Source organism: Variovorax sp. Varisp53, assembly GCF_059491555.1.
Map to the genome: position 1 here is coordinate 853,736 of NZ_CP168512.1, position 26,687 is coordinate 880,422.

A 26,687-nucleotide genomic window follows, 5' to 3' on the forward strand; every position below is an offset into this window, starting at 1 on the left:
GGCGTTATTGTGTCAGCCGGTTTTCGCTGGCGGCAAAGCTGACGAAGAATTCGTTGCCCTCGGGTCCGCCCGGCACCAGCGCGCGCCGCTCGTAGCCGATGGTGGCGCCGTGCCGCCGGCACAGTTCGCGGCACAGGAACAGGCCCAGCCCGCTGGAGCGGCTCTCGGACGAGAAAAAGGGCTCGAACAGGTGCCGCTGCACCGCCGGCTCCAGCGGCGCGCCGTCGCTCCACACCATCAGGCTCGGGCGGCTGCTGCCACTGCGCTGCTGAGCGGTCAGCACCTGGATCGAGCCTTCGCTCTTGCCGGCGTAGCGCGAGGCGTTGTCCAGCAGGTTCACGATCAGCCGGCGCAGGTGCTCGGCGTCGAAGCGCACCTCGCTGCTGGGCGCGTCGAGCGACACCAGCACGCCCTTGCGCTGGGTCTGACGCACCCATTCCTCGGCCAGCACCTGCACCGCGGGGTCGAGCACGACCTGCTCGCCGAGCGACAGCACGCGCTGCTGGCGCGCGCGCGAGACGTCGAGCACGTCGTCCACGATGCGCGCGAGCCGCTGCGCGTTGTGCTGCACCATGCTCGTGAGTTTGCGGTGCGCGGGATCGGTCAGGTCTTCGTTGAGCAACGCGCTGGCCTGCGTGATGGCGGCCAGCGGATTGCGGATTTCATGCGCCACGGCGGCCGACATGCGGCCCATCGCGGCCAGCTTCTCGGTGCGGATGCGGGCCTCGAGCTCGCGCAGGTCCTGCAGGAACATCACGCACAGGCTGTCGAGGCGCTGCTCGCTGGTGGGCGTGAGCCGCGTGCGCACGCGTACTTCGCGCGCCGCACCGCGCGCCTGCGCGACGGGAATTTCTTCCGTCTGCGGCGCCCGGCGCGCGAAGGTCTGGCGCGCCAGCGCGGCCAGCGCATGCCAGGCGGGCTGGGCATGCAGCGGGAACGGCAGCGTCAGCTTCGCCAGGCCCTGGCCGAGGATCGCGTCGGCCGCCGGGTTGGCCGCATGCACCAGGCCTTCGGCGTCGATCACCAGCACGCCTTCGCTCAGGGTCTCGATCACCAGGTCGTTGACCTGCGCCTGCATCTGCGCGCTGCTGCGGCTGCGCTGCGCCACGGCTTCCTCGCGCGCCAGACGACGGGCCATTTCGTGCGCGAGCAGCGCCACCACGAACAGGCCGGTGCCGGTGAGCGCCGCCTGAACGAAGCGCGCCGACGAATCGACCGGCTGCTGCAGCCAGTGCCAGCCCGCGTCGGCCAGCAGCAGCAGCGTGACGGTGGCGGTGGTGCCCAGACTCACGATCATGGTGCCGAGCACCGCGCTCATGAGCACCGGCAGTGCGAACAGCGGGGTGTAGTTGACGCTGCCGCCCTGCAGCACCTGCAAGGCGGTGAAGGCGGCCAGGTCGATGCCGATGGTCAGCAGCCAGAGCGCGGCGAAGCTGCGGATCGGCGGCTGGACGCGCCTGTAGCGCACGCCCAGCCAGGTCGCGACGAGGTACAGGGCCGAAATGGCGATGGCCACCGGCTGCATCGTCTGCCCGATGGCAAGGGCCACGCCCTGCAGCAGCACCAGCACCAGAGCGACGAAGCAGCGCGCGCCCATGAAGCCGCGCCATAGCCGGATCAGCGCCGTGCTCTCGTCCGGGTGCTGGTCGAGCACGTCCCAGTCGGTGACCGGCTCGCCGCGCGACCAGAGCGGGGAACTCATCGCGCGGCGGCCGCTTCGCGGTGCGCAACGCTGCAATAGACCGCGCCGCCGGGGCCGGAGATGGCGTCGGTCGCGGGCAGGTGCAGCCCGCAATGAGCGCAGCGCACCATGGCCTGCGGCGGCCCGGGCGGAGTGGGGGCGCGTTGCTGTGCCTTGGCCGCGCGCTCGCGCATGGCGTCGCGCATTTCTTCGCGCCGGTTCTTGCGCCAGAGCCAGATCGCGACCCAGAGCACCGCGAGAACGAGGAGGTATTTCATACGGGAGGCCGGGCCAGCACCACTTCGAGCACGAAGCGGGAGCCCACGTAGGCCAGCAGCAAAAGGGCGGAGCCGGCATACAGCACGCGCCGCGCCGTACGCCCGCGCCAGCCGAAGCGGGCCCGGCCGGTCAACAGGATCGCGAAGGTGAGCCAGGCGAGCACCGAGAAGGTGGTCTTGTGGTCCCACTTCCAGACACGGCCCGCGGCGCCGTACAACTGTTCGCTGAACAGCAGGCCGGCCAGCAGCGTGGCCGACAGCAGCACGAAGCCGGCGGTGACGAAACGGAAGGTAAGCCGCTCGAGCGTGAGCAGCGGCACGCCGCCCTGCGGTTCGGCGGTGGCGAGCCGGATCTGCTTTTCGGCGCGGGTGATCAGCCAGGCGTGCACGACCGCGGCGCCGAACAGGCCGTACGAGGCGATGCCGAGCGCCAGGTGCAATGGCAGCCACGGCGAGGCCGTGACGTGCAGCGGCGTGCCCGGGAACAGGATGGCCAGCAGCACGGCGGCCGCACCCAGCCAGGCGAGCGCGCGCCGTACCTTCAGTTGCGGATACATGCGGCTTTCGACCGCATAGACGGTGAGCACCAGCCACGCGGTGACCGACAGCGCGGGCGCAAAGCCGAAGCGCGGCTCGCTGCCGATGAGGCCGTGGACCAGCACCGCGGCATGCAGCAGCCATGCGATTCCGAGCGCCCACTGGGTCGATTGGCGGCTGAGTCTGGTACCGGCAGCGGCGACAAAACCATAGGCAACCGCGGTGGCGATGCCCAGCGCCACGCCGAGCGGGGAGGGGATCGCTAAAATCATCGGCCGGAGTTTAGCGTCTCGCTCTTGCGTTCCCGGCGCCCGGCTTCAAGTTCTTTCCCCTCTCCCAGGCTTCTCATCCGGCCCGCGCCATAGCGGGCAGCAAGGCATCCCCCTCATGGCCACCGCCCTCACAGAAAAGTTCTCCCGCCTCGTCAAGACGATGAGCGGCCAGGCCCGCATCACCGAAAGCAACGTGCAGGACATGCTGCGCGAAGTGCGCATGGCGCTGCTGGAGGCCGACGTGGCGTTGCCCGTGGTGCGCGACTTCGTTGCGCGCGTGAAGGACAAGGCGCTCGGCCAGGAAGTGTTGGGCTCGCTCAAGCCGGGCCAGGCGCTGGTCGGCATCGTCAACCGCGAACTCGCCGCCACCATGGGCGAGGGCGTGTCCGACATCAACCTCGCGGCCCAGCCGCCGGCCGTGATCCTCATGGCCGGCCTGCAGGGCGCCGGCAAGACCACCACCACCGCCAAGCTGGCCAAGCACCTGATCGAGAAGCGCAAGAAGAAGGTGCTCACGGTGTCGGGCGACGTGTACCGCCCCGCCGCCATCGAGCAGCTCAAGACCGTCACCAGGCAGGCTGGCGCCGAATGGTTCCCGAGCACGCCCGACCAGAAGCCGCTCGACATCGCGCGCGCCGCGCTCGACCACGCCAAGCGCCACTATTTCGACGTGCTGCTGGTCGACACCGCCGGCCGCCTTGCGATCGACGAAGCGCTGATGACCGAGATCAAACAGCTGCACGCGGCGGTCGATCCGGTCGAGACCCTGTTCGTGGTCGATGCGATGCAGGGCCAGGACGCGATCAACACCGCCAAGGCCTTCAAGGAAGCGCTGCCGCTCACCGGCATCATCCTGACCAAGACCGACGGCGATTCGCGCGGCGGTGCGGCGCTGTCGGTGCGGCAGGTCACGGGCGTGCCGATCAAGTTCGCCGGCACCAGCGAGAAGATCGACGGCCTCGAGGTATTCGATGCCGAGCGCCATGCGGGTCGCATCCTGGGCATGGGCGACATCGTCGCGCTGGTCGAGCAGGTCACGGCCGGCGTCGACGTGGCGGCGGCGCAGAAGCTCGCGGCCAAGGTCAAGAGCGGCGCGGGCTTCGACCTGAACGACTTCCTGGGCCAGCTGCAGCAGATGAAGCAGATGGGCGGGCTCTCCAGCCTGATGGACAAGCTGCCCACGCAAATGGCCGCCAAGGCGACCGAGGCCGACATGACGCGCGCCGAGCGCGACATCCGCCGCAAGGAAGGGATCATCCAGAGCATGACCCCGCTGGAGCGCCGCAAGCCCGAGCTGCTGAAGGCCACGCGCAAGCGCCGCATCGCGGCTGGTGCCGGCGTGCAGGTTCAGGAGGTGAACCGCCTGCTCAACGAGTTCGAGCAGATGCAGGGGATGATGAAGAAGATGAAGGGCGGCGGCCTCATGAAGATGATGAAGAAGATGGGCGGCATGAAGGGCATGGGCGGGATGGGCGGCCCTGGTGGCCCGAAGCTGCCGTTCTGAGCCGCACACATATATATAGAGATAGACAGAAGCGCGCCGGGGAGGCCCCGGGGGGCTTCGTCGTTTTCAGGTCTGCACGTCGTAGACCGTCGCGTGCGCCTCGACCGGCGCGGGCAGTTCCCAGCGGTGCAGCATCCGCTCGATGCCCGCGTTCGACAGCGTCGTGTCGCGCTCGCGGTTGCGGCGCATCAACTCGGCGTGCGGCACCTCCAGGTACACCAGCTCGATCTGCGCGTGGTACGCCCAGAGCAGGTCCAGCGTCTTGGTGCGCATCTGCTGGCTCAGGTGCGTGGCGTTCCAGACGAAGCCCTCGTTCTTGCGCAGCAGCGCCTTCGCCTGGTCGACCGCGTGGTGCGCGGCGAGCCCATCGTTCTCGCCGTGCTTGAGGCCCAGTTCGGCGCGCGCATCGTCGAAGGACACGACCGGCCAGCCCTTGCGGTGGTGCGCCACCCAGTGGTTCTTGCCGCTCGCGGGCAGGCCGCACATCACCGTGACCTGCGCGCCCGGCTGCTGGAACAGCGGATAGTCGGGGCTGGTGTCGGCGCCGCGGAAGTAGGCCAGGCGCGTGTGCGCATCGGCCATCGGCCGCGGGCCGCTCCAACAGCCTTCTTCCTGCGCGAGTTCTTCGAACAGTGCGATGTCGGCCATGCTGTCGGTGCGCTTTTCGTAGTGGCGCCCCAGCATGTCGCAGCGCGCCACGCAGCACAGGTCGGGCAGGCTCAGCTCCCAGGAGAGCTTGTGCACCAGCCATTCCGGGCGAACGCCCTTGCGCGAGGCGAAGGCGTGGAACGGTACCTGGTGCACCGCGATGATCCGGCAGACGGCTTCGCGCAGCGCGAAGGGCACGCGGCCCTTCCACATCAGCACGCGCACGTCGACCGCACCGCGGCGAGAGTGGCCCGGCTGGCCGATGCGTCCACTGGCCTCGTCGATCACCGTGGTGTCGGGCTTGGCGATGTCATGCAGCAGGCAGGCCATGAACAGCACGAAGCGGCCGTCGGCATCGGCGCGCCGGTAGTGCGCGTCCTGCATCAGCGCGTCGAGCACCATGCGCGTGTGGATGCCGACGTTGCCTTCGGCGTGGTAGTACGGGTCTTGCGGCGTCTCCTCGAGGCGCAGCAGGGCCGGCAGCAGCTCGCAGCACCGGGCCCAGTCGCAGTCTTGCGCGGGCAGGGGGACCAGGGCACGCAGATCGTTGTAGTTCATCGCGGCCTCCTTGTCGTCGTTGCCAGATCGGCGAGGTCGCGCAGGGTGCGCAGCCCCAGGTCGTGCCAGCTCACCGGCGGCGTCGGCGCATAGAGGTCCGCGCCCGGCGCGAGCTGGTTGGGCAGCACCGGCCGCCGGCTGTGGTGCGAGCCGGAGTCGAGGATGGTCTGCACGAAGTCGGGTCGCACCCACTTGTATCGGCCAGTCACCTGGCCGTCCGATTCGGTCTTGAGGTACAGGCCCTCGGCCAGGTCGGACGGATCGGTTTGCTGCCGCACGAGATCGAGCGGCTGGCCTTCCTGCGCGACGGCCTGCTCGAAGGCGGCCTTCCAGTCGGCGCTGCGAGCGAGCGAAGGCTGCACGAGCGAGCGCATTGCCTTCGCATGCCGCGGCATCTCGCCCTCGTAAAGCACCGGGACGGACAGCACGGGGCTTCCGGCCAGCAGCGCATGCCGGGCGGGCGTCGAGAGAAAGCGCGCCGCCTGGCGATCGTAGAGGTCGAATTCCAGGAAGAACGCAGGCAGCCTGTCGTACCAGCAGCTGTGCTTCGCAAAGCACCACTCGCCATACATCAGGTAGCGGTCTTCGAGCCGTTCGAGCAGCGCGGCCTCGTGCGCCGCGGCCCAGTGCTTGAACAGGTTGAACTGCCGCTCGCCCGCGCCGCCAGCCAGGTAGTGGCCGCGCGATTGCAGCAGCAATTCGCCGGCCGGGGTGAACGACACGGCGGCATTCGCGCCATCGAGTTTTTCCTCGATGACCACATGCTGGCCGTGCAGCGCAGACAGCGGCGTCTGGCCGTCGTCGGTGTCGCCTGCCTGCAGCCGCGAGCCTTCCAGGTGCGCAGTACGCGGGTACTTGAGCAGCGGGATCGATGAGAGAGAAGAAGGGGGGAACACGTCGTTCTTCAGATGGAAATCAGGAAGAACCGACAACGTGCGGGAGCGAAGCTGGAAAAGAGTGTCGACTTCGATGGCCGGGAGGCCGTGTCTGGTCAGCGGGGAACGCAGCTAGGCGCCCGACATGACCAGCATCGAAGCGGTGTTGTCGGCGTCAGAGGGTGATGACGGCGAATCGGGGCACTTGGCGCTCCAGGGGATCGAACGATCCGTGGGTTGAAAGAAAAAGAGTGGGCGATTCTAGTCATGCCCATGAAAAAAGCCGACCCCAAGGGGCCGGCTTTTCGAGATGCTGTGTCTTCAGCGCATCAGGCGGTTGCCAGTGCAGCAGGCCGCGCGAGGCGAACCGCATGCATCCACGCACGGCGCAGCACGGCCGGCGAGCGCGATTCTTCTGGAATCAGCAGGAAGCCGCGGTCGCGCAGCGTGGTGCCCAGTGCGATCTGGCTGGTCAGCACGGTCAGCGGGATCGCCAGCAGCAGCGGCAGGCCGACGGGCATGAGCCAGATCAGCGCGCTCGGGTCGATCATCGCGACGCCGACGGCCAGCATGGCGATCACCAGCGTCATGGGGGCCAGCTGCGAGGCAGCGACCTTCCACGGCACGGCGGCGGCTTCACGCGGGGGCGACTTCCAGTCGAGCTTGATGCCGGTGAGGGCGACCAGCACGAACAGCGAGTGGGCCAGCATGCGGACCGGGGCCTGCACGATGGCCAGGCCGGCTTCGAGCACCGAGCTCTTCACCAGGCCCCACACACCGCCGTACTGGCGTTGCTCGCCGCGCATCAGCACGGCAGCGATGCCCAGCACGCGCGGCAGGAACAGCAGGCAGAGGGTCCAGACCCACAGGCCGGCCAGTTCGGCGGGCAGCACGCTCCAGCTCGACACGAGGCTCGAGCCGCTGAGCCACAGGGCGGTGCCCAGCGTCAGGAAGGCCAGCCACAGCGGGGCGGAGACATAGGCCATGGTGCCGGTCACGAACATCGCGCGGTGCACCGGGTGGATGCCGGGCTCGGCCATCAGGCGGGCGTTCTGCAGGTTGCCCTGGCACCAGCGGCGGTCGCGCTGCAGCTCGGCCAGCAGGTCCGGCGGTTGCTGCTCGTAGCTGCCGACGAGGTCGGACACGAGCCACACGTTGTAGCCGGCACGGCGCATCAGCGCGGCTTCGACGAAGTCGTGCGACATGATGCCGCCCGACATGCCGCCGGTGCCCTTGATCGGGGCCAGCGCGCAGTGCTTCATGAAGGGTTCGACGCGGATGATCGCGTTGTGGCCCCAGTAGTGCGATTCGCCCAGTTGCCAGAACTGCATGCCCAGCGTGAACAGGCGGCCCGTCACGCGGGAAGCGAATTGCTGTGCGCGGGCATGCAGCGTGACGTGGCCGATGGCCTGCGTCGCGGTCTGGATGATGCCGGCGGTGGGGTTGGCTTCCATCAGCTTGACCATCGAGGTCAGGCAGTCGCCGCTCATCACCGAGTCGGCGTCGAGCACGACCATGTAGCGGTAGTCCTTGCCCCAGCGGCGGCAGAAGTCGGCCACGTTGCCGGCCTTGCGGTGCGTGCGGCGGGTGCGCAGGCGGTAGTACACCTCGACCTGCGGCTGGTTGGGGCTCTCGGCCAGCGCGGCGCGAAGGTCTTCCCACGCGGCGCGCTCGGCGGCGGCGGTCTCGGGGTTGTAGCTATCGGACAGCACGAACACGTCGAACTGCTTCGCGTGGCCGGTGGAGGCGACCGATTCGCAGGTGGCGCGCAGGCCGGCGAACACCGTGGCAACGTCTTCGTTGCAGATCGGCATGATGATCGCGGTGCGTGCCTCGGGGTTCATCGGGTGGTTGACGACCTGCTTGGCCGAAAGCGCGTGCTTGTCACCGCGCACCGAGACGTAGAAGCCCATGAGCGCGGTCACGAAGCCGGTCACGACCCAGCCCGAGAGCAGGCCGTACAGGCCGATCTGGCCGTATTCGAGCCAGACGTTGTTGTAGTCGGGTTGCACGCCGGCGAACAGCGTCGAGGCGATCACGGTGCTCAGTACGGTGAGCAGCATGAACGCGTTGCGGCGCTGGGCTGCGGCACGCTGCCACGGTTGGCGGGCTTCGGCCGGGCCGGCGCTTTGACGCTTGCCGCCGGCACCGAGCTTGACCAGCAGGGCAGTGCCGATGCTGTTCCAGAAACCGCGCCAGGGTCGGGGCGTCATCGAACCGCGGTTGACCGGCGGGGCGGTGACCGAGTTGGGATGGCGTTCTTCGCGGACCGCGCTGCGGTGCGAAAAATCGGTGTCGGCCAGCACGTTCAGTTGGGAGAAGTCGTTCGGCTTCATGTGATTTACCAACGTTGCTTGTCGAGGGAAGGGGTGTCGCCAATGGCAGGAAAGCGCTTGATCACGCAATCCGGCTCGGCGCCGCCAGCGCTTGCGAGCGCGGCGAGCGAATGGCCCGCGGCACGGGGCCGCGAGGAGGAAAACTGCTTTTGACGCAGGCCGTCGCGCTGCTGGCGCAGTGCGAAAGATGGGCTGGTTAGTGCTGTCATGCCAGTACAGGGGCAAACCCTGTGCCAGGCTGGAAAAACGCTTTCAGATCAACGACTTGGGTCGATCCGAAGGTGTTTTTCGCGGGAGGAGGCTGCCGGAAGGCCTCCAAACCCCTCTTTTTGTCGCCGAATCCCGACAAGCCTCCTGGGCTGGTAGGGATAGGCCATATAAATCAACGACTTAGGGGCGTCGCTACTCGGCGACAGGGTCCCCGCCAGGAGCGACAGCGTCGGCCTTGAAGTGGCCCGGCGTGAGTTCGTGCTTCTGCAGAAGCCGATAGAACTCCGTGCGGTTGCGATCGGCCAGGCGGGCCGCATCGGCCACGTTGCCGTCGGTCAGTTTCAGCAGGCCGACGAGGTAGTCGCGCTCGAAACGCTGCTTGGCCTCGGCATAGGTCTGCACTTCGACCGTCGGCACGCGCAGCGCGCGCTGCACCAGCGCCAACGGAATCAGCGGTGAACTCGACAGTGCGCAGACCTGCTCGACCACGTTGAACAGCTGGCGCACGTTGCCCGGCCAGGCGGCCGTGGTCAGCGCCTTCAGCGCCTCGGGTGCGAAGCCCGACAGCCGCTTGCCGTACTTGGTCGACAGGCGCTGCAGGAAGTGGTTGGCCAGCAGCGGAATGTCTTCGCGCCGCGCCGACAGCGGCGGCAGCGTGAGCGTCACCACGTTGAGGCGGTAGTACAGGTCTTCGCGGAACTGGCCGGCCTCCATCGCGGCGTCGAGGTCGCGATGGGTGGCCGAGACGATGCGCACATCGACCTGGATCGACTGGCTCGCCCCCAGCGGCCGCACCGCGCGCTCCTGCAGCACGCGCAGCAGCTTGACCTGCAGCGCGGGCGGCATGTCCCCGATTTCGTCGAGCAGCAGCGTGCCGCCGTCGGCCTGCTGGAACAGGCCCTTGTGGTTGGCATGGGCGTCGGTGAAGGCGCCCTTCATGTGGCCGAACAGCTCCGACTCGAGCAGCGCCTCGGGAATGGCGCCGCAGTTGACCGCCACGAAGGGCTTGTCGGCGCGCGCGCTGGCCTTGTGGATGGCACGCGCGAGCATTTCCTTGCCGGCGCCCGAGTCGCCGCGCAGCAGCACGGAAGCGTCCGACTTGGCGACCATGCGCGCCTCGGCCAGCAGCTCGGCCATGCGGTTGCTGCGGCTCACGATCTCGGAGCGCCAGCTGTCGTCGCCGGCCTTGCTCGGCGTGGTCGCGGGCGCGCCGAGCGCCAGCGCCTGCGCGATCTTGTCGAGCAGTTCGCGGCCGTCATAGGGCTTGGTGAGGTAGGTGAACACGCCGCGCGCCGTGGCCTCGACCGCGTCGGGGATGGTGCCGTGCGCGGTGAGCAAGATCACCGGCAGCGAGGGATGGCGCTTGCGGATCTCGTCGAACAGCTGGAGGCCGTCGCGCCCGGGCAGGCGCACGTCGCTCAGCACGAGCTGCGGGTGTTCGATCTCGAGCTGCGTGAGCGCAGTCTCGGCCGAGGTGACGGCAGTGACCTGGTAGCCCGCCGAGCTCAGTCGCATCGAGAGCATCCGCAGCATGTCCGGGTCGTCGTCGACCACGAGGAGGCGGGCGCCGGTAGTGCTCATGGGGTGGGTTTGCTTCCGTTGGGTGCCGCCGGTGCTGCAGGCGCCGTGTTGGGCCGCGCAAAGCTGCGCTCGATGGCGCGCAGCGCTTCGATGCGGTCGTTCAGCTGGTCGATGCGGCGCTGGCTGTCGCGCAGCTGCTGCACCTGCTTGTCGCGGTCGTCCTCGACGCGGCGTTGCTCCACGTAGCGCGCGGCCAGGGCGCGTGCCAGCGGGTGCAGGGCCTGGGCCTCGGGTGCGGGGTTGGCGATCACGCGCTGCAGCAGGCCCAGGGCACGCGCCAGGTCGGCCGGCACGCGGGTCTGCGAGAGCAGCAGCGCCAGCTGCATCTGCGTGGTGGGCGAATCGCCCGGGTCGCCGATGCGCGAGATTTCCGTGCTCAGGTCGGCGCCGTTCAGCGGGCGCACCTTGTCGGCGTACGACAGCATGGCCGCCTGCGGCCCCTGTGGCCCCTGCGTTATCAACGCGAAGAGCGAGGAGGCCGGCTGCGTGGCCGGCGCCTTCGGCTCCGCCTCCACCGGCAGCACGCGCGGCACGACCGGAGGCGGCGGCAGCGCCTCGGCCTCCGCGGGCGGCTTGGGCTGCGTGGCGCAGGCGGCCAGCAGCAGGACGAAAGGCACGGTGATCGCCCCGGCGAAGGTGGAACTGCGGACGAACAAGAAAGACATGGGTCGAAGAAGGACGCGAAGCGGTGAGGCGGTGATGGAGAGGGGAGCCGGTGCGATCAGGCTGTGCGCGGCAGTTCGATGCGAAAGCGAGCACCGGGCCCGCCCGGCTGCAGGGTGATGCGGCCCCCGTGGGCTGCAATGTACTCCTGCACGATGGAAAGTCCGATGCCCGTGCCTTTCACCGTGTGCTCGGGCTGGCGTTCGCCGCGGAAGAAAGGTTCGAAGATCCGGTCGCGGTCGCCCTCGGCGATGCCCGGCCCGGCGTCGTTCACGTCGATGTGGACCGCCTCGGGCGTCCCCGATACCGCCAGGGTGATGACACCGCCCGTTACCGAAAAGCGAATGGCGTTGCTGAGCAGGTTGGCGATCGCGGTGCCAAGCTTGGTGCGGTCGACCGTGATCGCGATGGGATCGCCCTCGGCCCGCACGCGCAGGCCATGCGCCTGCCACTGCAGGCGCTGGGCCTCGATCTGCTCTTCGATCAGCGGCAGCAGCTCGGTGCGCTCGCGGCGCAGTTCGCGCGCCTCGAAGGCCGCGGCGTTGAAGCGCAGCAGCGCCTCGATCTGGCCCTGCAGCGAGACGGTGTTCTGCTGCAGGATCTGCGCAACCTCGAGCTGCGCCGGGTTCAGCGGGCCGGTCACTCCGTCTTCGAGCAGCGAGACGCCCTCGCGCAGCGCGGCCAGCGGCGTCTTCAGCTCGTGCGACACGTGGCGCAGGAAGCGCGCCTTGTCGGCATCGAGCTCGGTCAGGCGCAGCCGCAGCCACTCGAGCTGCTGCGACACGCGCCGCACGTCGGCCGGGCCGCGGATGTCGATGGGCTCGTCGAGCCGGTTCTGCCCGAGGCCGACGATGGCATGCTCCAGCCGCTTGAACGGCCGAGCCAGCCAGATGCCGAAGGCCAGCGCCAGCGACACGGCCAGCACGCTGGCGGCCACCACTTCGCGCATCAGCCGGCGGCGCGCGTTCTCGATGCGCCTGGCCAGTGCGTCGTTCTGCGTTTCGATGAGGAACTGCGCCTGCTGCGCAAGGTTGGTGTTGAGCGCGTCGAGTTCGCGGAACTGCATCGCCATCGTGCTTTCGCGGGCCAGGGCGCTGTCGGCGTTGCCGCTCATCAGGCCCTCGATCACGCCGAGCTGGGCGCGCCACATCTCGGTGCCCGCGGGGGCCAGGCCGTTGTTCTCCAGGCGCTCGAGCACCTGGTGCGCTTCGCGCGCAGCGTCGTCGAAGCGGCGGCGCAGCACTGCGTCGTTGAGCACCAGCGACTGGCGCCCGGCGCGCTCCATGGCCGCGCTGCGCTCGGCCAGCGACTGGGCCGCGCCCGACAGGCGCAGCGCGCGCGCGGCTGCGTCGCGGCTCTGCGTCATCAGCGCGTCGTACTGCAGCACCGAACGCAGCGCCACGCCGACCAGCAGCGCGGTGATCAGCAAGAAGGCAAACAGCAGGAGCTGCTGGAACGAGCCCCGGATGGACGGTCGCTTCGCCATCAGTGGGCGAGCACCGGCATCGACGATTCGCTCGTCACGACCTCGCCGCGCAGCGTGTAGGCCAGCGAGCGCGTGATGCGAAGGTCGGCCATCTGACCGACCAGGCGCGCGTCGCCTTCGAAGTTGACGACGCGGTTGCAGGCGGTGCGGCCCATGAGTTCGTTCGCGTCCTTGCGCGAGGCGCCTTCCACCAGCACGCGCTGCGTGGTGCCGACCAGCGCCTGGCCGAAGCGCTTCACGTTGACGTCGATCACCGCCTGCAGCGTGTGCAGGCGAGCGAGCTTCACTTCATACGGCGTGTCGTCCTGCAGCGCGGCGGCGGGCGTGCCGGGGCGCGGGCTGAAGATGAAGCTGAAGCTGGCGTCGAACTGGCAGTCGTCGATCAGCTTCATCATCTTGTTGAAGTCGTCGTCCGTCTCGCCGGGGAAGCCGACGATGAAGTCGCTGCTCAGGGCGAGCTCGGGGCGGATGGCGCGCAGCTTGCGCACCGTGCTCTTGTATTCCATGGCGGTGTAGCCGCGCTTCATCGCCATCAGGATGCGGTCGCTGCCGTGCTGCACCGGCAGGTGCAGGTGGCTCACGAGCTGCGGCACCTTGGCATAGGCCTCGATCAGCCGGGGGGTGAACTCGTTCGGGTGGCTGGTGGTGTAGCGGATGCGCTCGATGCCGGGGATCTCGGCGACGTATTCGATCAGCAGCGCGAAGTCGGCGATCTCCGCGGTGTCACCCATCTTGCCGCGGTAGGCGTTCACGTTCTGGCCCAGCAGCGTGATCTCGCGCACGCCCTGCTCGGCCAGGCCGGCGATCTCGACCAGCACGTCGTCGAGCGGGCGGTTCACCTCCTCGCCGCGGGTGTAGGGCACCACGCAGTAGCTGCAGTACTTGGAGCAGCCTTCCATGATCGACACGAAGGCCGTCGCGCCCTCGACGCGTGCGGGCGGCAGGTGGTCGAACTTCTCGATCTCGGGGAAGCTGATGTCCACCTGCGGGCGGTTCAGGCGCTCGCGGTCGTTGAGCATCTCGGGCAGGCGGTGCAGCGTCTGCGGGCCGAACACGATGTCGACGTACGGCGCACGCGCAATGATGGCCTCGCCCTCCTGGCTCGCCACGCAGCCGCCCACGCCGATCTTCACGCCCCTGGCCTTCAGGTGCTTCACGCGGCCGAGGTCGGAGAACACCTTTTCCTGTGCCTTCTCGCGCACCGAGCAGGTGTTGAACAGGATGAGGTCGGCCTCGTCCACGTTCTGCGTGGGCTCGTAGCCCTGCGCTGCGTTGAGCACGTCGGCCATCTTGTCCGAGTCGTACTCGTTCATCTGGCAGCCGAAGGTCTTGATGAATACTTTTTTCATGGGGAGCTCTCTCTCATGCCCTCCACAACAGCGGGGAGGGCTGGGCAGCGCGCAGCGCATGGGCCGCGCCGCCGTCTTTGCCTACTGCGTGTTGACGGTGTCGTTCGAGGTGAACGGCCAGATGTTCAGGAACGGCTTGTTCAGCGATTCGCGTGGGGCCGAGGCTTCGTCGGCCGTGAGGATCCAGACCTCGCGCAGCAGGCCGGCGGCATCGCGCGTGTAGTTGACCAGGTACTTCTGGCCGGTGATGGCGCCGGGCATGACCAGCATGTTCTGCGGACTCCGGATGCGCGCGCCGGCCCCCAGCCGATCGGCGTGGCCGTCGAGGTCAACGTCGGGCGCGTTGAGGACCGTGAACTTGCCGCGCAGGGTGCCGATGGGGAAATTGCGGCCGCCAACGAGCGATTCGTTCTGGGTCTGCGGCCGGGGCACTTCGTCCTGGGCGCTGGCGGTGAGCGGGAAAAGGCCTGCCGCAGCAATGGCTGCTGTGCAAAGCGCTATGAAGGTGAGAGCATTCGTGGGTGTCTTGCAGCGGTTCATGGGGTTTATCCAGAGGCTGTGGAGCGGCGATTTTAGCGAGGGGGTGCGGTTCCCCGGCGCCGGCCACAGCAGGGAGTGTGGGGCTTTCGGTTGACTGGCTTTACATTTCTTTACGGGGGCCACGAACACCGGGAGTCGGCCGCTGCTCCAATAGTCGCTGTCAGCCCAAAGTGCACAAAGAACCCATGAAGAAAAATGTCGCCGTCGCCCTTGCGGGCGTGTTGATCGTAGCCGTCGCGGGCGGGTGGTGGAGCATGTCCGGGGACAAGTCTGCCGGCAAGGACGCGAAGGCTCCGGCAGCGAACAGCAACAGCGGCGGCGCGCCCGCACTCGTGACCCTGGCCACCGCGCAGAAGCAGGACGTGCCGGTGACGGTGCAGGTCAATGGCAGCGTGGTGTCTCTCAACAGCGTCGACCTGCGTCCGCAGGTGACGAACACGGTGAGCGCGGTGCATGTGAAGGAAGGCCAGTTCGTCAAGGCCGGCCAGCTGCTCTTCACGCTCGACGACCGCAACGACCAGGCCAACCTCGCCCGCGCCCGCGCGCAGCAGCAGAAGGACGAGGCCACCATGGTCGACCTGGAGCGCCAGTACAAGCGCAGCCAGGACCTCGTGGCGCAGAACTTCATCGCCAAGAGCGCGGCCGACGCCACGCTCTCGCAGCTCCAGGCTCAGCGCGCCGCCGTGGCCGCCGACCGCGCGGCCGTGCAGTCGGCGCAGGTGGCGCTGGGCTACGCGACGCTGCGCGCGCCCATCGCCGGGCGCATCGGCGCCGTCAACATCTACCCGGGCACGCTGGTGCAGCCGACGCTGTCGCTCGTCACCATCACGCAGCTCGACCCGATCGCCGTGAGCTTCCCGGTGCCCGAAGGCAACCTGCAGGATCTGCTGGAAGCCGCGCGCTCGCACGCCAAGGTCGAGGCCGTCGTCACCGGCGGCAAGGCGCCGCTGAGCGGCACGCTCGACTTCGTCGACAACACCGTCGACCCGCAGATCGGCACGGTGCGCGCCAAGGCCGTGTTCGCGAATGCCGACCAGAGCCTGTGGCCCGGCCAGTTCGTGGGCACGCGCATCACGGTGCGCATGCTCAACGGCGCCACCGTGGTGCCGGCCGCGGCACTGATGATGCTGTCCGACGGCACTTCGCTCTATGTGGTCGATGCGAGCAAGACCGCCACGCGCCGCAAGGTGAAGACGCTGCACACCTTCGGCACCAATGTGGCGGTGAGCGGCGTGGAGCCGGGCGAGCAGGTGGTGATCGAGGGCAGCCAGAACGTGCGCCCGGGTGGCAAGGTCCGCGTCGACGCCAAGGCACCGGGTGCGCCCGGCGCAACGGGCAACGGCACCACCGGCGTCACGCCGGGTAGCGCCGCTTCTTCCGACGGCGCCGACATCAAGCCGCCGCAGCGGGAACGCGCATGAACATCTCGGAACTGTGCATCCGCCGTCCGGCGATGACGGTGCTGCTGTCCGCGGCGGCCGTGGTCGTCGGCATCTTCGCGTACTTCAGCATCCCCGTCGCCGCGCTGCCCAGCTACAACACGCCGGTCATCAACGTCAATGCGCAGTTGCCGGGCGCGAGCCCGGACACCATGGCGAGTTCGGTGGCGCTGCCGCTCGAAAAGCAGTTCTCCACCATCCCGGGCCTGCAGACCATCAGCTCGGTGAACACGCAGGGCGTGTCTTCGATCACGCTCGAATTCGTGAGCAGCCGCGACATCGACGCCGCCGCGGTCGACGTGCAGGCCGCGCTGCTGCGCGCCCAGCGCCAGCTGCCGCAGGAGCTCACGCAGCTGCCCTCGTACCGCAAGGTCAACCCGGCCGATGCGCCGGTGCTGTTCATCGCTCTGATCTCGCCGTCGATGAACCCGTCGGAGCTCAACGACTACGCCGAGAACCTGATCTCGCCCACGCTGTCGACCATCGACGGCGTGGCGCAGGTGGGCGTGTACGGCCGCAAGGCCTTCGCGGTGCGCATCAAGGCCAATGCCGACCTGCTCAACGCGCGCAACATCACGCTCGACGAACTGGCCAAGGCCGTGAACTCGGCCAACGCCAACACGCCGGTCGGCGTGCTCGACGGCCCGCGCCAGACGCTCACCATCCAGGCCAACCGCCAGCTCATGAAGGCGGCCGACTTCGCCAAGCTGATCGTCGGCCAGCACAACGGCGCGCCGGTGCGGCTCGACGAGGTGGCCACCATCGAGGACAGCTTCGAGTCGGTGAAGACCGCGAGCAGCTTCAACGGGCAGGACTCGATTTCGCTGGCCGTGCAGCGCCAGCCCAACGCCAACACCGTGCAGGTGGTCGATGCGGTGCGCGCACTCATCCCGCGCTTCAAGGCGGAGCTGCCGCAGTCGGTCGAGATCCAGATGGTGAACGACCGCTCCATCTCCATCCGCGAGGCCGTGCACGACGTGCAGCTCACGCTGCTGGGCACCATCGCGCTGGTGGTGCTGGTGATCTTCCTGTTCCTGCACCGGCTGGTGGCCACGCTGATCCCGGCCGTGACCATTCCGATTTCGCTGATCGGCGCGGTGGCGCTGCTCTATGCCTTCGGCTACAGCCTGGACAACATCTCGCTGCTCGGCATCACGCTGGCCGTGGGTCTGGTGGTGGACGACGCCATCGTGGTGCTCGAGAACATCATGCGCTACGTGGAGAAGGGCATGGACCCGTTCGCGGCGGCGCTGCGCGGCGCGCGCGAGGTGGGCTTCACCATCGTGTCGATCTCGATCTCGCTGGTGGCTGTGTTTATCCCGATCTTCTTCATGCCGGGCGTAATCGGCCTGCTGTTCCACGAGTTCGCGGTGGTGGTGGCGCTGGCGGTGCTGGTGTCGGCCGTGGTGTCGCTCACGCTGGTGCCGATGCTCGCGAGCCGGCTGCTCAAGCAGGTGCCGCGCCGTGCAGGCGCGCTCGATCACGAAGAAGAGCATCCCGAGCCGGGCACGGCCATCGGCCGGGCCTTCGAGCGCGGCTACCGCGCGGTGCACGCAACCTACATGCGCTCGCTCGGCTGGACGCTGATGCACCGCAAGGTGATGCTGGCGATCGCGGGGCTGACCTTCGTCGTCACCGGCTGGCTGTTCGCGACCATCCCGAAGGGCTTCTTCCCCGAGGAGGACATCGGCCAGATCCAGATCACGACCGAGGCCGCCGAGGACATTTCATTCAGCGCCATGAAGACGCTGCAGGACCGCGTGGCCGCCACCCTCAAGGACGACGCGAGCGTCAACTACGTGAGCTCCTTCGTCGGCGTGGGCGGTCCCACGGCCACGCAGAACTCCGGCCGGCTGTTCGCGGTGCTCAAGCCGCGCAGCGAGCGCCCGCCGATGGCGAAGGTGCTCGAATCGCTGCGCCAGCGCTTCCGCGAGATCCCCGGCATTGCCGTCTACATGCAGCCGGTGCAGAACCTACGCCTGGGCGGACGCCAGAGCAAGGCGCGCTTCCAGTACACGCTGCAGAGCGTGAATGCGGGCGAGATGGTGCCGTGGGCCACCCGGCTCATGGAGCGCATGCGCGCCGACCCGGCTTTCCGCGACGTGACCAGCGACTCGCAGAACCGCGGCCTGCAGGCCACGCTCGACATCGACCGCGACAAGGCCGGCGTGCTCGGCGTGGCCGTGGGTGACCTGCGCACCGCGCTCTACAACGCCTACGGCGACCGCCAGATCGGCAGCATCTACGGCACGAGCAACACCTACCAGGTGATCCTTTCGGCGGCCGACAACGACCGCCAGTTCGAGGAAGACGTCTCGCGCCTGTCGGTGCGCAGCACCACGGGCAGGCTGGTGCCGCTGTCGGCCTTCTCGACCGTCAAGCGCACAGTGGGGCCGACCGCGGTCAACCACCAGGGCCAGCTGCAGGCGGTGACGGTGTCGTTCAACCTCGCGCCCGACGTGCCGCTGGGCAATGCGACCGCGAAGATCGACCGGTTCAAGGAAGAGCTGAAGATGCCGCCCTCGATCATCACCACCTACGGCGGCGATGCGGCGGTGTTCCAGAGCTCGCAGTCCAGCCAGGCCGTGCTGCTGGTGCTGGCTGTGCTCGTCATCTACGTGCTGCTCGGCGTGCTGTACGAGAGCTACATCCACCCGATCACGATCCTCGCCGGGCTGCCTTCGGCGGCGGTGGGCGCGCTGATCTCGCTGAAGCTCTTCGGCTTCGACCTGACGCTGATCGCGACCATCGGCATCCTGCTGCTGATCGGCATCGTGAAGAAGAACGCGATCATGATGATCGACTTCGCGCTCGACGCGCAGCGCACCGAGGGCCTGCAGCCGGTGGACGCGATCCGCGAGGCCTGCCGCCTGCGCTTCCGGCCGATCATGATGACCACGCTGGCCGCGCTGATGGGCGCGCTGCCGCTCGCGCTGGGCCTGGGCGCCGGCGCCGAGCTGCGCCAGCCGCTGGGCGTGGCGGTGGTGGGCGGGCTGATCTTCTCGCAGGTGATCACGCTGTACATCACGCCTGCGATCTACCTGGCACTGGACCGCTACAGCGGGACGGGGCCGATGGTGGATCTGCCGGACGAGGCGCAGGCCGAGGCTGGCAGCCACGCGGCATCGCACGCCTGACAGCCGCACTGGCGCGGCGCCTGGGCGCGGCGCGCCTCAGCCGGGCTGCCGCGGGCGGATGCCCAACTTGCGCAGCAGGCGGTGAAAGTTGCTCCGGTCCATGCCGGCCTGCGCCGCCGCGCGACTGAGGTTGCCGCCGTGGCGGTCCAGGCAGGCGGTCAGCCAGTCGCGCTGGAAGGCCTCGGTGGCGTCCCGCAGCGTGGCCGCCGCGGCTGCGGGCAAGCCGACGGCGGCGGCCGGTACAGCGTCCGTCGGCGCGACCGGGGCGATCGTTTCTTCCAGCAGCAGGTGCCGGGGCTCGATGGCCACCCAGCGCGCGGCGCGCCCGTGTTCGCGGTACGCACGCAGCGCGGCGCGGCTGATCGCGTGCTCGAGTTCCCGCACATTGCCGGGCCAGGGATGCGCCAGCAGCGCGGCCCGCGCGCCCGGCGACAGCCGCAGGTTGCGTGCGCCCAGGCGGTGCTGGTTCTCTTCCAGGAAGCCGCCTGCCAGCGCCAGAACGTCGCGGCCCCGCGCGCGCAGCGGCGGCACCACCAGCGGGTAGACCGACAGCCGGTGGTACAGGTCCGCGCGAAAGCGCCCCTGCGCGATGGCGGCGGGCAGGTCGCGGTTGGTCGCGGCGATGACCCGCACGTCGACCCGCAGCGTGCGGTCGCTGCCGGGGCGCTGCAACTCGCCGCCCTGCAGCACGCGCAGCAACTTGGCCTGCACCGTGAGCGGCAGTTCGCCCACTTCGTCCAGGAACAGCGTGCCGCCGTCGGCAAGCTCGAATTTGCCGGTGCGGTCCTGGATGGCGCCGGTGAAGGCGCCCTTGCGATGGCCGAAGAGTTCGCTGTCGGCCAGCGTCTCGGGCAGCGCCGCGCAATTCACCTGCACCAGCGGCTGCGCATGGCGGCGCGAGCGCGCATGCAGGCGCTGCGCCACCAGGTCTTTGCCCACGCCCGTTTCGCCGAGCAGCAGCACCGTGAGGTCCGAGGCGCCCACGGTGTCGATCTCGCGGCGCAGCTGCTGCATGGCCGCGCTGGTGCCCAGCAGCTCGCGCGTGGGGCTGCGGCTGGACTGCCAGGCCTGCGCGAGCGCCTGCTCCTGGGCGGCGCGCCGGGCCATGTCGCGGATGGCCTGCGCCGCCTCGATGCCCGATTCGACCAGCCGCACCAGCGCCTCCATCCGCGCCGGGTCGACCGCGTCGAAGGTGGAGGCTTCGAGCGCATCGAGCGTGAGCAGGCCCCAGAGCGCGCCACGCAGGCGCAACGGCGCGCCCATGCAGTCGTGCACCGGAAGAATCTCGGGCTGGCCCGACACCAGCCCATCGTAGGGGTCGGGCAGCTCGCAGCCGGGCGGAAAGCGCAGCCCGGCCGGGCTCTCGAGCAGGCGCTCGAAGCGCGGGTGCGCGGCCACCGTGAAGCGGCGCCCCAGCGTCTCGTCGCTGAGACCGTCGACCGCGACGGCGCGCAGCGCGCCGTCTTCCAGCCGCAGCAGCGCGGCCGCATCGCAGCGCACGAACTCGCGCACGGCCTCCAGGAGGGCGCGGAAGCGTTCGCTCTCGCTGGGAAGCCCCGGCTCCTCGAATGTGGTCATTTCTGCACTCATGAGTGTCGATTTGACAACCAATTTTTGTTGTCGGTTTGACCTGGCTCAAGAAAAGAGTTTGAAAAACAAGGACTTGCGCCGGTGCGGCGGCTGGCACGGTTCATGACTGGAAAAGGGCTCCCACATACTTTCCCATTGCATCCCTCATGTTCACCGACCGCACCATTTCTCTCGTCAAGGCCACCGTTCCCCTGCTGCAGACGCAAGGGGAGGCGATCACCGCCCACTTCTACCGGCTCATGTTCACGAACCATCCCGAGGTGAAGGCTTTCTTCAACGAAGCGCACCAGGCCAGCGGCACGCAGGCACGCGCGCTCGCGGGGGCCGTGCTGGCCTTCGCGGCGCACATCGACCGGCTGGAGGCCCTGTCCGGCGCGCTGCCGCGGATCATCCAGAAGCACGCGGCGCTCGGCGTGCTGCCCGAGCACTACCCGATCGTCGGGCGCTGCCTGCTGCAGTCCATCCGCGAAGTGCTGGGCGAGGTGGCGACGGACGAGATCATCGCCGCGTGGGGCGAGGCCTACCAGGCGCTGGCCGGCATGCTGATCGCCGCCGAAGAAGAGGTCTACCGCGCCAACGAACAGCAGCCGGGCGGCTGGCGCGGCGTGCGCCGCTTTCGTGTCGCGCGCCGCGAGGCCGAGAGCGAACTCATCCTCTCGCTGTACCTGGAGCCCGAGGACGGCGGCCTGCTGCTCGCGTTCACGCCGGGCCAGTACCTCACGCTGGTGCTGGCCATCGACGGCGAGACGGTGCGGCGCAACTACTCGCTGTCGGACGCGCCGGGCAAGCCGTGGTACCGCATCAGCGTCAAGCAGGAGCAGGGCGGGCGGGTCTCGAACTGGCTGCATGTGCAGGCCGCGGTCGGCACCGTGGTCGAGGTGCTGCCGCCCTGCGGCGATTTCGTGCTGAAGCCCGCGCCCGCGCAAGCGCAGGGCCGGCCGCTGGTGCTGGTGACGGGCGGCGTGGGCATCACGCCCGCGATGAGCATGCTCGAGGCCGCCGCGCCCACGGGCCGGCCGATCCGCTTCATCCACGCTGCGCGCCACGGCGGCGTGCATGCCTTCCGCGAACGCGTCGATGCGCTGGCGGCAGCGCACGCCAACGTGGAAGCGCTGTACGTGTACGACACCCCGCGCGATGCGGACCGCCCGCACGCGACCGGCTTCGTGACGAAGGAACTGCTCGCAAAGGCCCTGCCGGCCGACCGCGACGTGGACTTCTACTTCCTCGGGCCGAAGCCCTTCATGCAGGCCGTGTACGCGAACGGCCTGACGCTGGGCGTGCCTGCGCAGCAGATCCACTACGAGTTCTTCGGGCCGCTGGAAGAACTGCGCGCGGCCTGAGCATGCCTCAGCTCGTGGTTTCGTCGAGCGGGGTGTCCGTCGCGAGATGAGCGGTGTCGCTCCAACCCACGAGGCTGAAACCTTCCGGCGTCCAAAGCATGCGGTTGATTGCGGCATTGCCCAGTTGCCAGGTGCGCGGCGCCTGCAGTTCCTGGCGGGTGGCTGCGCGGTAGAGCACGTCCATCACCCCGCCGTGTGCGACCAGCACGACCAGTTCGCCCGGATGGCGCGCCGCCACCACCGCGGCCACGCCCCTCACGCGGTCGCGGAACGCCAGCAGGCTTTCGCCGCCCTCGGGCTCGAATTCGGGATCGCGTTCGCGCCAGAGCCTGGCCTGCACGGGCAGGGTGGCCTCGATCTCGGCGAAGCTCAGGCCCTCGAAATGTCCGAACGCCCGTTCGCGCAGGCGCGGTTCGGGTTGCACGGCCAGGCCGTGGGGCCTGGCGATTTCCTCGGCGGTCTGCCAGGCGCGCGAGAGGTCGCTGGCATAGACGACGCCGATGGGCTCGTCGGCCAGCGCACTGCCGGCGCGCTGTGCCTGCCAGACGCCCGTGGCGTTGAGCCCGATGTCGAGCTGACCCTGGATGCGGGTGTCGACGTTCCAGGCGGTTTCGCCGTGGCGAACGGCGATCAGGCGGGTGGCTTCTTCCATTCGGGGAATTCTAGAAGGCGCTACTTCCGGGCCTGCGCCGTCGGCAGCTCGATGTTGACCCGGCGCTCGCCCTGCGGCGGGTTCGGGAAGCCCTGCAGCGCGGCCTGGAACATCACCGGCAGGATCGCCGCGCTCGAGGTGTAGGGGCCGTCGTTCCGGGCGCGAGTTTCGTACACCACACGGTTGGAGCCCGCCTCGCGCAGCACGATGCTCACCTCGCGCTCGTACCATGGGTTGGCCGGCGGCGCGAACACCGGGCCGCCATACCAGCCACCGCCGTACCAGCGGCGGCCGTAGTAGCCATGGCCGCCGTAGCCGTAGCCCCAGGGACCGTTGTAGAGCCACGGATCGGCCCAGGGCGAGAGGCCGGCAGTCACGCGCGCGCCGATCTGCGCGGTGTACTGGGGCCTGGCGTCGTCGCGGCGCAGGCCGACCTTGTCGAGCGCGGCGCCGGCCATGGCTTCGAGCGATTCCTGCCGCGCACCGTCGGCCTGCTGCGAGGGCAGGCGGTCGAAGCGATAGGTGGCGCCGTGGGCCACGGTGCCGATGGAGGAAAAGCTCTTCACGTCGCTGTCGACCACCCAGGAGGTGACGCAGCCCGTCAGGCTTGCGGCAAGAAGAAGAGCCGAGAACGCAGATTTCATGAGGGTCTCCGGGCGCTGAAGCCCAAAATTCCCCTGGGTTGCCCGTTCAGCCCTGGACGATGCGCAGGGCGGCAGGTGCCTGGGAGAGCAAATCGAAGGAAGGCGGGTCGAAGGCCTTGTCGCCATCGTCGTCCGCCACGCCTGTCGCCTTCAGACCCTTGAAGTCATGCTGCGTTCCGTCGAGCAGGTGCGAAGGCACCACGTTCTGCAGCGCGGTGAACATGTTCTCCACGCGGCCGGGGTACTTCTTGTCCCACTCGCGCAGCATCTCGCCCACCTGCTTGCGCTGCAGGTTTTCCTGGCTGCCGCACAGCGTGCACGGAATGATCGGGAACTCGCGGTGCTGGGCCCAGCGCACCGTGTCCTTCTCGGCCACGTAGGCCAGCGGACGGATCACGACGTGCTTGCCGTCGTCGCTCACCAGCTTGGGCGGCATGCTCTTGAGCTTGCCGGCGAAGAACATGTTGAGGAAGAAGGTCTGCAGCATGTCGTCGCGGTGGTGGCCCAGCGCGACCTTGGTGGCGCCCAGCTCGTCGGCCACGCGGTAGAGGATGCCGCGGCGCAGCCGGCTGCACAGCCCGCAGGTGGTCTTGCCCTCTGGGATGACGCGCTTGACGATGCTGTAGGTGTCCTGGTTCTCGATGTGGAAGTCCACGCCCAGGTCGCTCAAATACCTGGGCAGCACCTCTTCGGGAAAGCCGGGCTGCTTCTGGTCGAGATTGACCGCGACGATGTCGAAGTGAATCGGCGCGCGCGCCTTGAGCTTGAGCAGGATGTCGAGCAGCGCGTAGCTGTCTTTGCCGCCCGAGACGCATACCATGACCTTGTCGCCCTCTTCGATCATGTTGTAGTCGACGATGGCTTTGCCGACTTCTCGGCACAGGCGCTTTTCGAGCTTGTGCGTCTCGCGCTCGATCTTCATGGAGTTGGCGGGAGAGGAGGCGGCGGTGTCGGCGGCGGCGGGCGCCTCGTCGATCCAGACGGCGTTCATGGGCAGGCTGCTTCGGGGAGTCGGGGGAAGGGGGTGATTGTCCCCGATCCCCATTTCGCCTGCCATCCCGCCCGTTTACGGCCCGCCTGCAGCCAGCGGCGATTCCGGAAAGGCCTGCTGCATCGCCTCCACGAAGAGCCGCAGCCTGGCTGGATAGAAGCGCGCGTACGGATACACGATGTACACGGGCGCGGGTGTCGCGCGCCATTGGGGCGCCAGGTGCACCAGCCGGCCCGCCTCCAGCTCCTCGGTCAGCATCCAGGCCGAGGACACCCCGACGCCTACGCCCAGCACCGCCGCGCTGCGCAGCGCGTAGAGGCTGTCGGTGATCATGCGCGGGCGTATCGGCACCCGGCACACCTCGCCCGTGCCCTCGTGCGTGAACACGACCTCGGTCCGGTAGAAATTGCGCGCGGCCAGCCAGGGCAGGGCTTCGAGCTCGCGGGCATGCACTGGCGGCGGCGAACCCGCGCCGAAGAGGGAGGGCGCCCCCACCGCGATGCGCGGCACCTCGAAGAGGCGGATCGCCACGGCATTGGGGTCCGTCACCTCGCCGACGCGAATCGCGCAATCCACACCCTCGGCGATGAAGTCGGGCGTTTCGTCGTGCGGGCTGTCGTGCAGCAGCCATTCGACCGTCACCTGCGGATGCCGTTGCAGGTACGCCGCCAGTGGGCCGACCAGCAGCTGCTGTCCGAAGGCATGCGGCGCCACCACGCGCAGCCGGCCCTCGGGCTGGTCGCCTACGCCGCGCAGCTCGGCCTCGAAGGCGCTCCAGCTCAGGATCAGCTCCTTGGCGCGGTCGAAACAGCGCTCGCCGTCTTCGGTGAGCTTCATCGCGTGGGTGGAGCGCTGCAGCAGCCGCACGCCCAGCGAGCGTTCGAGCGCCTGCAGGCGGCGGCTCACGGTGGGCTGGGTGGTGCCCAACTGGGCGGCGGCAGCCGACAGGCTGCCGGCCTCGACGATGCGCACGAAGGTCTGCATCAGTTCGATGCGATCGGCCGACGGCGGCGGCGGAAGGGGCGTTGCCATGCATCAAGCGTATATCAATTGTTCGACGCTCAGGGCTACCTTCAGAGGCGGTCGGCCCGCAAACTCCAGCCATCGCTTCTCGAATTCAAGGGTTTACACCATGTCTTCCATTCAAAACACGCATGAAAAGCTGCCGGGCTCGCTGATCCTGCTGCTGGCCGCCAGCGCAGGCTTCGGCGTGGCCGCGCTCTACTACAGCCAGCCCATGCTGGGCGTGCTCGGGCCCGACATCGGCGCTTCGGCGCGTTCCGTGGGCTTCGTGCCCACGCTCACGCAGCTCGGCTACGCGCTGGGCATCCTGCTGCTCGCGCCGCTGGGCGACCGCTTCGACCGGCGCCGCATCATCCTCGCCAAGGCCTCGGTGCTGGTGCTCGCGCTGCTGGGCGCGGCGTTCTCGCCCTCGGTGGCGCCGCTGCTGATGGCCAGCCTCGTCATCGGCCTGGCTGCAACGCTGGCGCAGGACGTGGTGCCCGCCGCCGCCACGCTGGCGCCCGAGGCGCATCGCGGCCGGATCGTCGGCACGGTGATGACCGGGCTGCTGCTGGGCATCCTGCTGTCGCGCGTGCTCGCCGGCTTCGTGGCCGAACACTTCGGCTGGCGCGCGATGTTCGTCGTCGCGGCCGTGAGCATCGCGCTCATCGGCGTGGCTGCTGCGCGCGGGCTGCCGCGCCTGCGTCCGACCACGCACCTGGGCTACGGCGCGTTGCTGGGATCGCTGGCCGGGCTGTGGAAGCGCCATGGCGCGCTGCGCCGCGCGACCTTCGCGCAGGCCCTGCTGTCGGTGGGCTTCAGCGCTTTCTGGTCGACGTTGGCCGTGATGCTGCATGGCGCTCCCTTCCACCTGGGCAGTGCGGCCGCCGGTGCCTTCGGGCTGGCCGGCGCGGCGGGTGCGTTGGCCGCGCCCATCGCCGGGCGTCTTGCGGACCGTCGCGGCCCCGAGCTGGTGATCCGCATGGGGGCCGCGCTGGTCGCCGTCTCGTTCGCGGCGATGCTGTTCGCGCCGCTGCTGGCGGCACCCGCCGCGCGGCTGGGGCTGATCGTGGTCGCCGCCATCGGTTTCGACTTCGGCCTGCAGGCCGCGCTGATCGCGCACCAGACGGTGGTCTACGGCATCGACCCCGGTGCGCGCAGCCGGCTCAACGCGGTGTTCTTCACGGGCGTGTTCGTCGGCATGGCCACCGGCTCCGCGCTTGGCGCCCTGGTGCTGGCGCAGTGGGGATGGTCCGGCGTGGCGGCGATGGCTTCGCTGTCGGCGCTCGGCGCGCTGGCCGTGCGCATGTGGCCGGCTGGCTCCGGGAAGAAGGCTGCCGCAGCCTGCGGCTCAGCGGCCTGAGTTCGGAT

Annotated in this window: 22 protein-coding genes; 5 read left to right on the plus strand and 17 right to left on the minus strand. The window is 68.9% G+C overall.

The genetic code is table 11. The features are described from left to right. Window positions 1–4 precede the first annotated feature (4 nt). From ACEOAB_RS03825 to ACEOAB_RS03835, 3 genes are read right to left on the minus strand one after another with little or no spacing between them, the layout of a single operon-like run. Entirely contained in the window at window positions 5–1,702 is a 1,698-nt protein-coding gene (locus ACEOAB_RS03825; protein WP_413750821.1) for a two-component system sensor histidine kinase NtrB, read from the minus strand. Then, window positions 1,699–1,959 (minus strand): PP0621 family protein, encoded by a 261-nt coding sequence (locus tag ACEOAB_RS03830; protein ID WP_056597398.1) that lies wholly within the window; start codon window positions 1,957–1,959, stop codon window positions 1,699–1,701. Before ACEOAB_RS03830 ends, ACEOAB_RS03825 begins: the two co-directional genes overlap by 4 nt. Next, the gene (locus ACEOAB_RS03835; RefSeq protein WP_413750822.1) at window positions 1,956–2,768 is read right to left on the minus strand and encodes a cytochrome C assembly family protein; all 813 of its coding nucleotides are present in this window, start codon (window positions 2,766–2,768) and stop codon (window positions 1,956–1,958) included. The genes ACEOAB_RS03830 and ACEOAB_RS03835 overlap by 4 nt, the downstream gene beginning before the upstream one ends. Before the next feature lie 115 nt (window positions 2,769–2,883). Between ACEOAB_RS03835 and ffh the strand changes: the two genes are divergently transcribed. Further along, entirely contained in the window at window positions 2,884–4,272 is a 1,389-nt protein-coding gene (gene ffh, locus ACEOAB_RS03840) for a signal recognition particle protein (RefSeq protein ID WP_413750823.1), read from the plus strand. Window positions 4,273–4,338: 66 nt separating this feature from the next. Here the strand turns inward: ffh and ACEOAB_RS03845 are convergent, their stop codons facing one another. From ACEOAB_RS03845 to ACEOAB_RS03885, 9 genes are all read right to left on the minus strand, one after another. Continuing rightward, on the minus strand, window positions 4,339–5,478 hold the full coding sequence (locus ACEOAB_RS03845; protein ID WP_413750670.1) for an AAA family ATPase: 1,140 nt from the start codon (window positions 5,476–5,478) through the stop codon (window positions 4,339–4,341). Further along, entirely contained in the window at window positions 5,475–6,410 is a 936-nt protein-coding gene (locus tag ACEOAB_RS03850) for an RNA ligase family protein (RefSeq protein ID WP_413750671.1), read from the minus strand. Before ACEOAB_RS03850 ends, ACEOAB_RS03845 begins: the two co-directional genes overlap by 4 nt. Window positions 6,411–6,682: 272 nt before the next feature. Next, window positions 6,683–8,689 carry a glucans biosynthesis glucosyltransferase MdoH gene (gene mdoH / locus ACEOAB_RS03855; RefSeq protein ID WP_413750672.1) on the minus strand — a complete coding sequence of 669 codons (2,007 nt, stop codon included), beginning with the start codon at window positions 8,687–8,689 and terminating at the stop codon, window positions 6,683–6,685. Window positions 8,690–8,694: 5 nt separating this feature from the next. After that, complete coding sequence (locus ACEOAB_RS03860) at window positions 8,695–8,898, minus strand: hypothetical protein (RefSeq protein ID WP_056509013.1); 204 nt, start codon at window positions 8,896–8,898, stop codon at window positions 8,695–8,697. 193 nt (window positions 8,899–9,091) lie between these two features. After that, a complete protein-coding gene (locus ACEOAB_RS03865; protein WP_495653474.1) occupies window positions 9,092–10,480 on the minus strand; it encodes a sigma 54-interacting transcriptional regulator in 1,389 nt (462 codons plus the stop codon). Beyond that, entirely contained in the window at window positions 10,477–11,145 is a 669-nt protein-coding gene (locus ACEOAB_RS03870; RefSeq protein ID WP_056597390.1) for a hypothetical protein, read from the minus strand. The genes ACEOAB_RS03865 and ACEOAB_RS03870 overlap by 4 nt, the downstream gene beginning before the upstream one ends. Before the next feature lie 56 nt (window positions 11,146–11,201). Next, window positions 11,202–12,629, minus strand: coding sequence for a sensor histidine kinase (locus ACEOAB_RS03875; RefSeq protein WP_056597388.1), 1,428 nt, complete (start codon window positions 12,627–12,629; stop codon window positions 11,202–11,204). Then, window positions 12,629–13,978 (minus strand): tRNA (N6-isopentenyl adenosine(37)-C2)-methylthiotransferase MiaB, encoded by a 1,350-nt coding sequence (gene miaB / locus ACEOAB_RS03880; protein ID WP_413751033.1) that lies wholly within the window; start codon window positions 13,976–13,978, stop codon window positions 12,629–12,631. Before miaB ends, ACEOAB_RS03875 begins: the two co-directional genes overlap by 1 nt. Window positions 13,979–14,059: 81 nt before the next feature. Further along, complete coding sequence (locus tag ACEOAB_RS03885; protein WP_007831453.1) at window positions 14,060–14,518, minus strand: hypothetical protein; 459 nt, start codon at window positions 14,516–14,518, stop codon at window positions 14,060–14,062. A 254-nt stretch (window positions 14,519–14,772) separates the two neighbouring features. Between ACEOAB_RS03885 and ACEOAB_RS03890 the strand changes: the two genes are divergently transcribed. Together ACEOAB_RS03890 and ACEOAB_RS03895 are read left to right on the plus strand one after the other, a co-directional pair. Continuing rightward, complete coding sequence (locus ACEOAB_RS03890) at window positions 14,773–15,939, plus strand: efflux RND transporter periplasmic adaptor subunit (RefSeq protein WP_056597384.1); 1,167 nt, start codon at window positions 14,773–14,775, stop codon at window positions 15,937–15,939. Continuing rightward, the gene (locus ACEOAB_RS03895; protein ID WP_413751074.1) at window positions 15,936–19,094 is read left to right on the plus strand and encodes an efflux RND transporter permease subunit; all 3,159 of its coding nucleotides are present in this window, start codon (window positions 15,936–15,938) and stop codon (window positions 19,092–19,094) included. The genes ACEOAB_RS03890 and ACEOAB_RS03895 overlap by 4 nt, the downstream gene beginning before the upstream one ends. Before the next feature lie 36 nt (window positions 19,095–19,130). Here ACEOAB_RS03895 and norR read toward each other — a convergent pair whose 3' ends face one another. Further along, window positions 19,131–20,672, minus strand: a complete 1,542-nt coding sequence (gene norR, locus ACEOAB_RS03900) for a nitric oxide reductase transcriptional regulator NorR (RefSeq protein WP_495653475.1) — start codon at window positions 20,670–20,672, stop codon at window positions 19,131–19,133. A 158-nt stretch (window positions 20,673–20,830) separates the two neighbouring features. Between norR and hmpA the strand changes: the two genes are divergently transcribed. Further along, the gene (gene hmpA / locus ACEOAB_RS03905) at window positions 20,831–22,027 is read left to right on the plus strand and encodes an NO-inducible flavohemoprotein (protein ID WP_413750681.1); all 1,197 of its coding nucleotides are present in this window, start codon (window positions 20,831–20,833) and stop codon (window positions 22,025–22,027) included. Between the two features lie 7 nt (window positions 22,028–22,034). On the opposite strand, the gene ACEOAB_RS03910 is transcribed toward hmpA, so the two are convergent. From ACEOAB_RS03910 to ACEOAB_RS03925, 4 genes are all read right to left on the minus strand, one after another. Then, window positions 22,035–22,679: a histidine phosphatase family protein gene (locus tag ACEOAB_RS03910; RefSeq protein ID WP_495653476.1), complete on the minus strand. Its 645-nt coding sequence runs from the start codon at window positions 22,677–22,679 to the stop codon at window positions 22,035–22,037. 20 nt (window positions 22,680–22,699) lie between these two features. Then, window positions 22,700–23,323 (minus strand): DUF4136 domain-containing protein, encoded by a 624-nt coding sequence (locus tag ACEOAB_RS03915; protein ID WP_413750682.1) that lies wholly within the window; start codon window positions 23,321–23,323, stop codon window positions 22,700–22,702. Window positions 23,324–23,369: 46 nt separating this feature from the next. Further along, the gene (ttcA, locus tag ACEOAB_RS03920) at window positions 23,370–24,314 is read right to left on the minus strand and encodes a tRNA 2-thiocytidine(32) synthetase TtcA (RefSeq protein ID WP_413750683.1); all 945 of its coding nucleotides are present in this window, start codon (window positions 24,312–24,314) and stop codon (window positions 23,370–23,372) included. A 75-nt stretch (window positions 24,315–24,389) separates the two neighbouring features. Further along, the gene (locus ACEOAB_RS03925; RefSeq protein WP_413750684.1) at window positions 24,390–25,346 is read right to left on the minus strand and encodes a LysR family transcriptional regulator; all 957 of its coding nucleotides are present in this window, start codon (window positions 25,344–25,346) and stop codon (window positions 24,390–24,392) included. A 100-nt stretch (window positions 25,347–25,446) separates the two neighbouring features. On the opposite strand from ACEOAB_RS03925, the gene ACEOAB_RS03930 reads away from it, so the two are divergent. Further along, window positions 25,447–26,679 carry an MFS transporter gene (locus ACEOAB_RS03930; RefSeq protein ID WP_495653477.1) on the plus strand — a complete coding sequence of 411 codons (1,233 nt, stop codon included), beginning with the start codon at window positions 25,447–25,449 and terminating at the stop codon, window positions 26,677–26,679. Window positions 26,680–26,687: the final 8 nt, after the last annotated feature.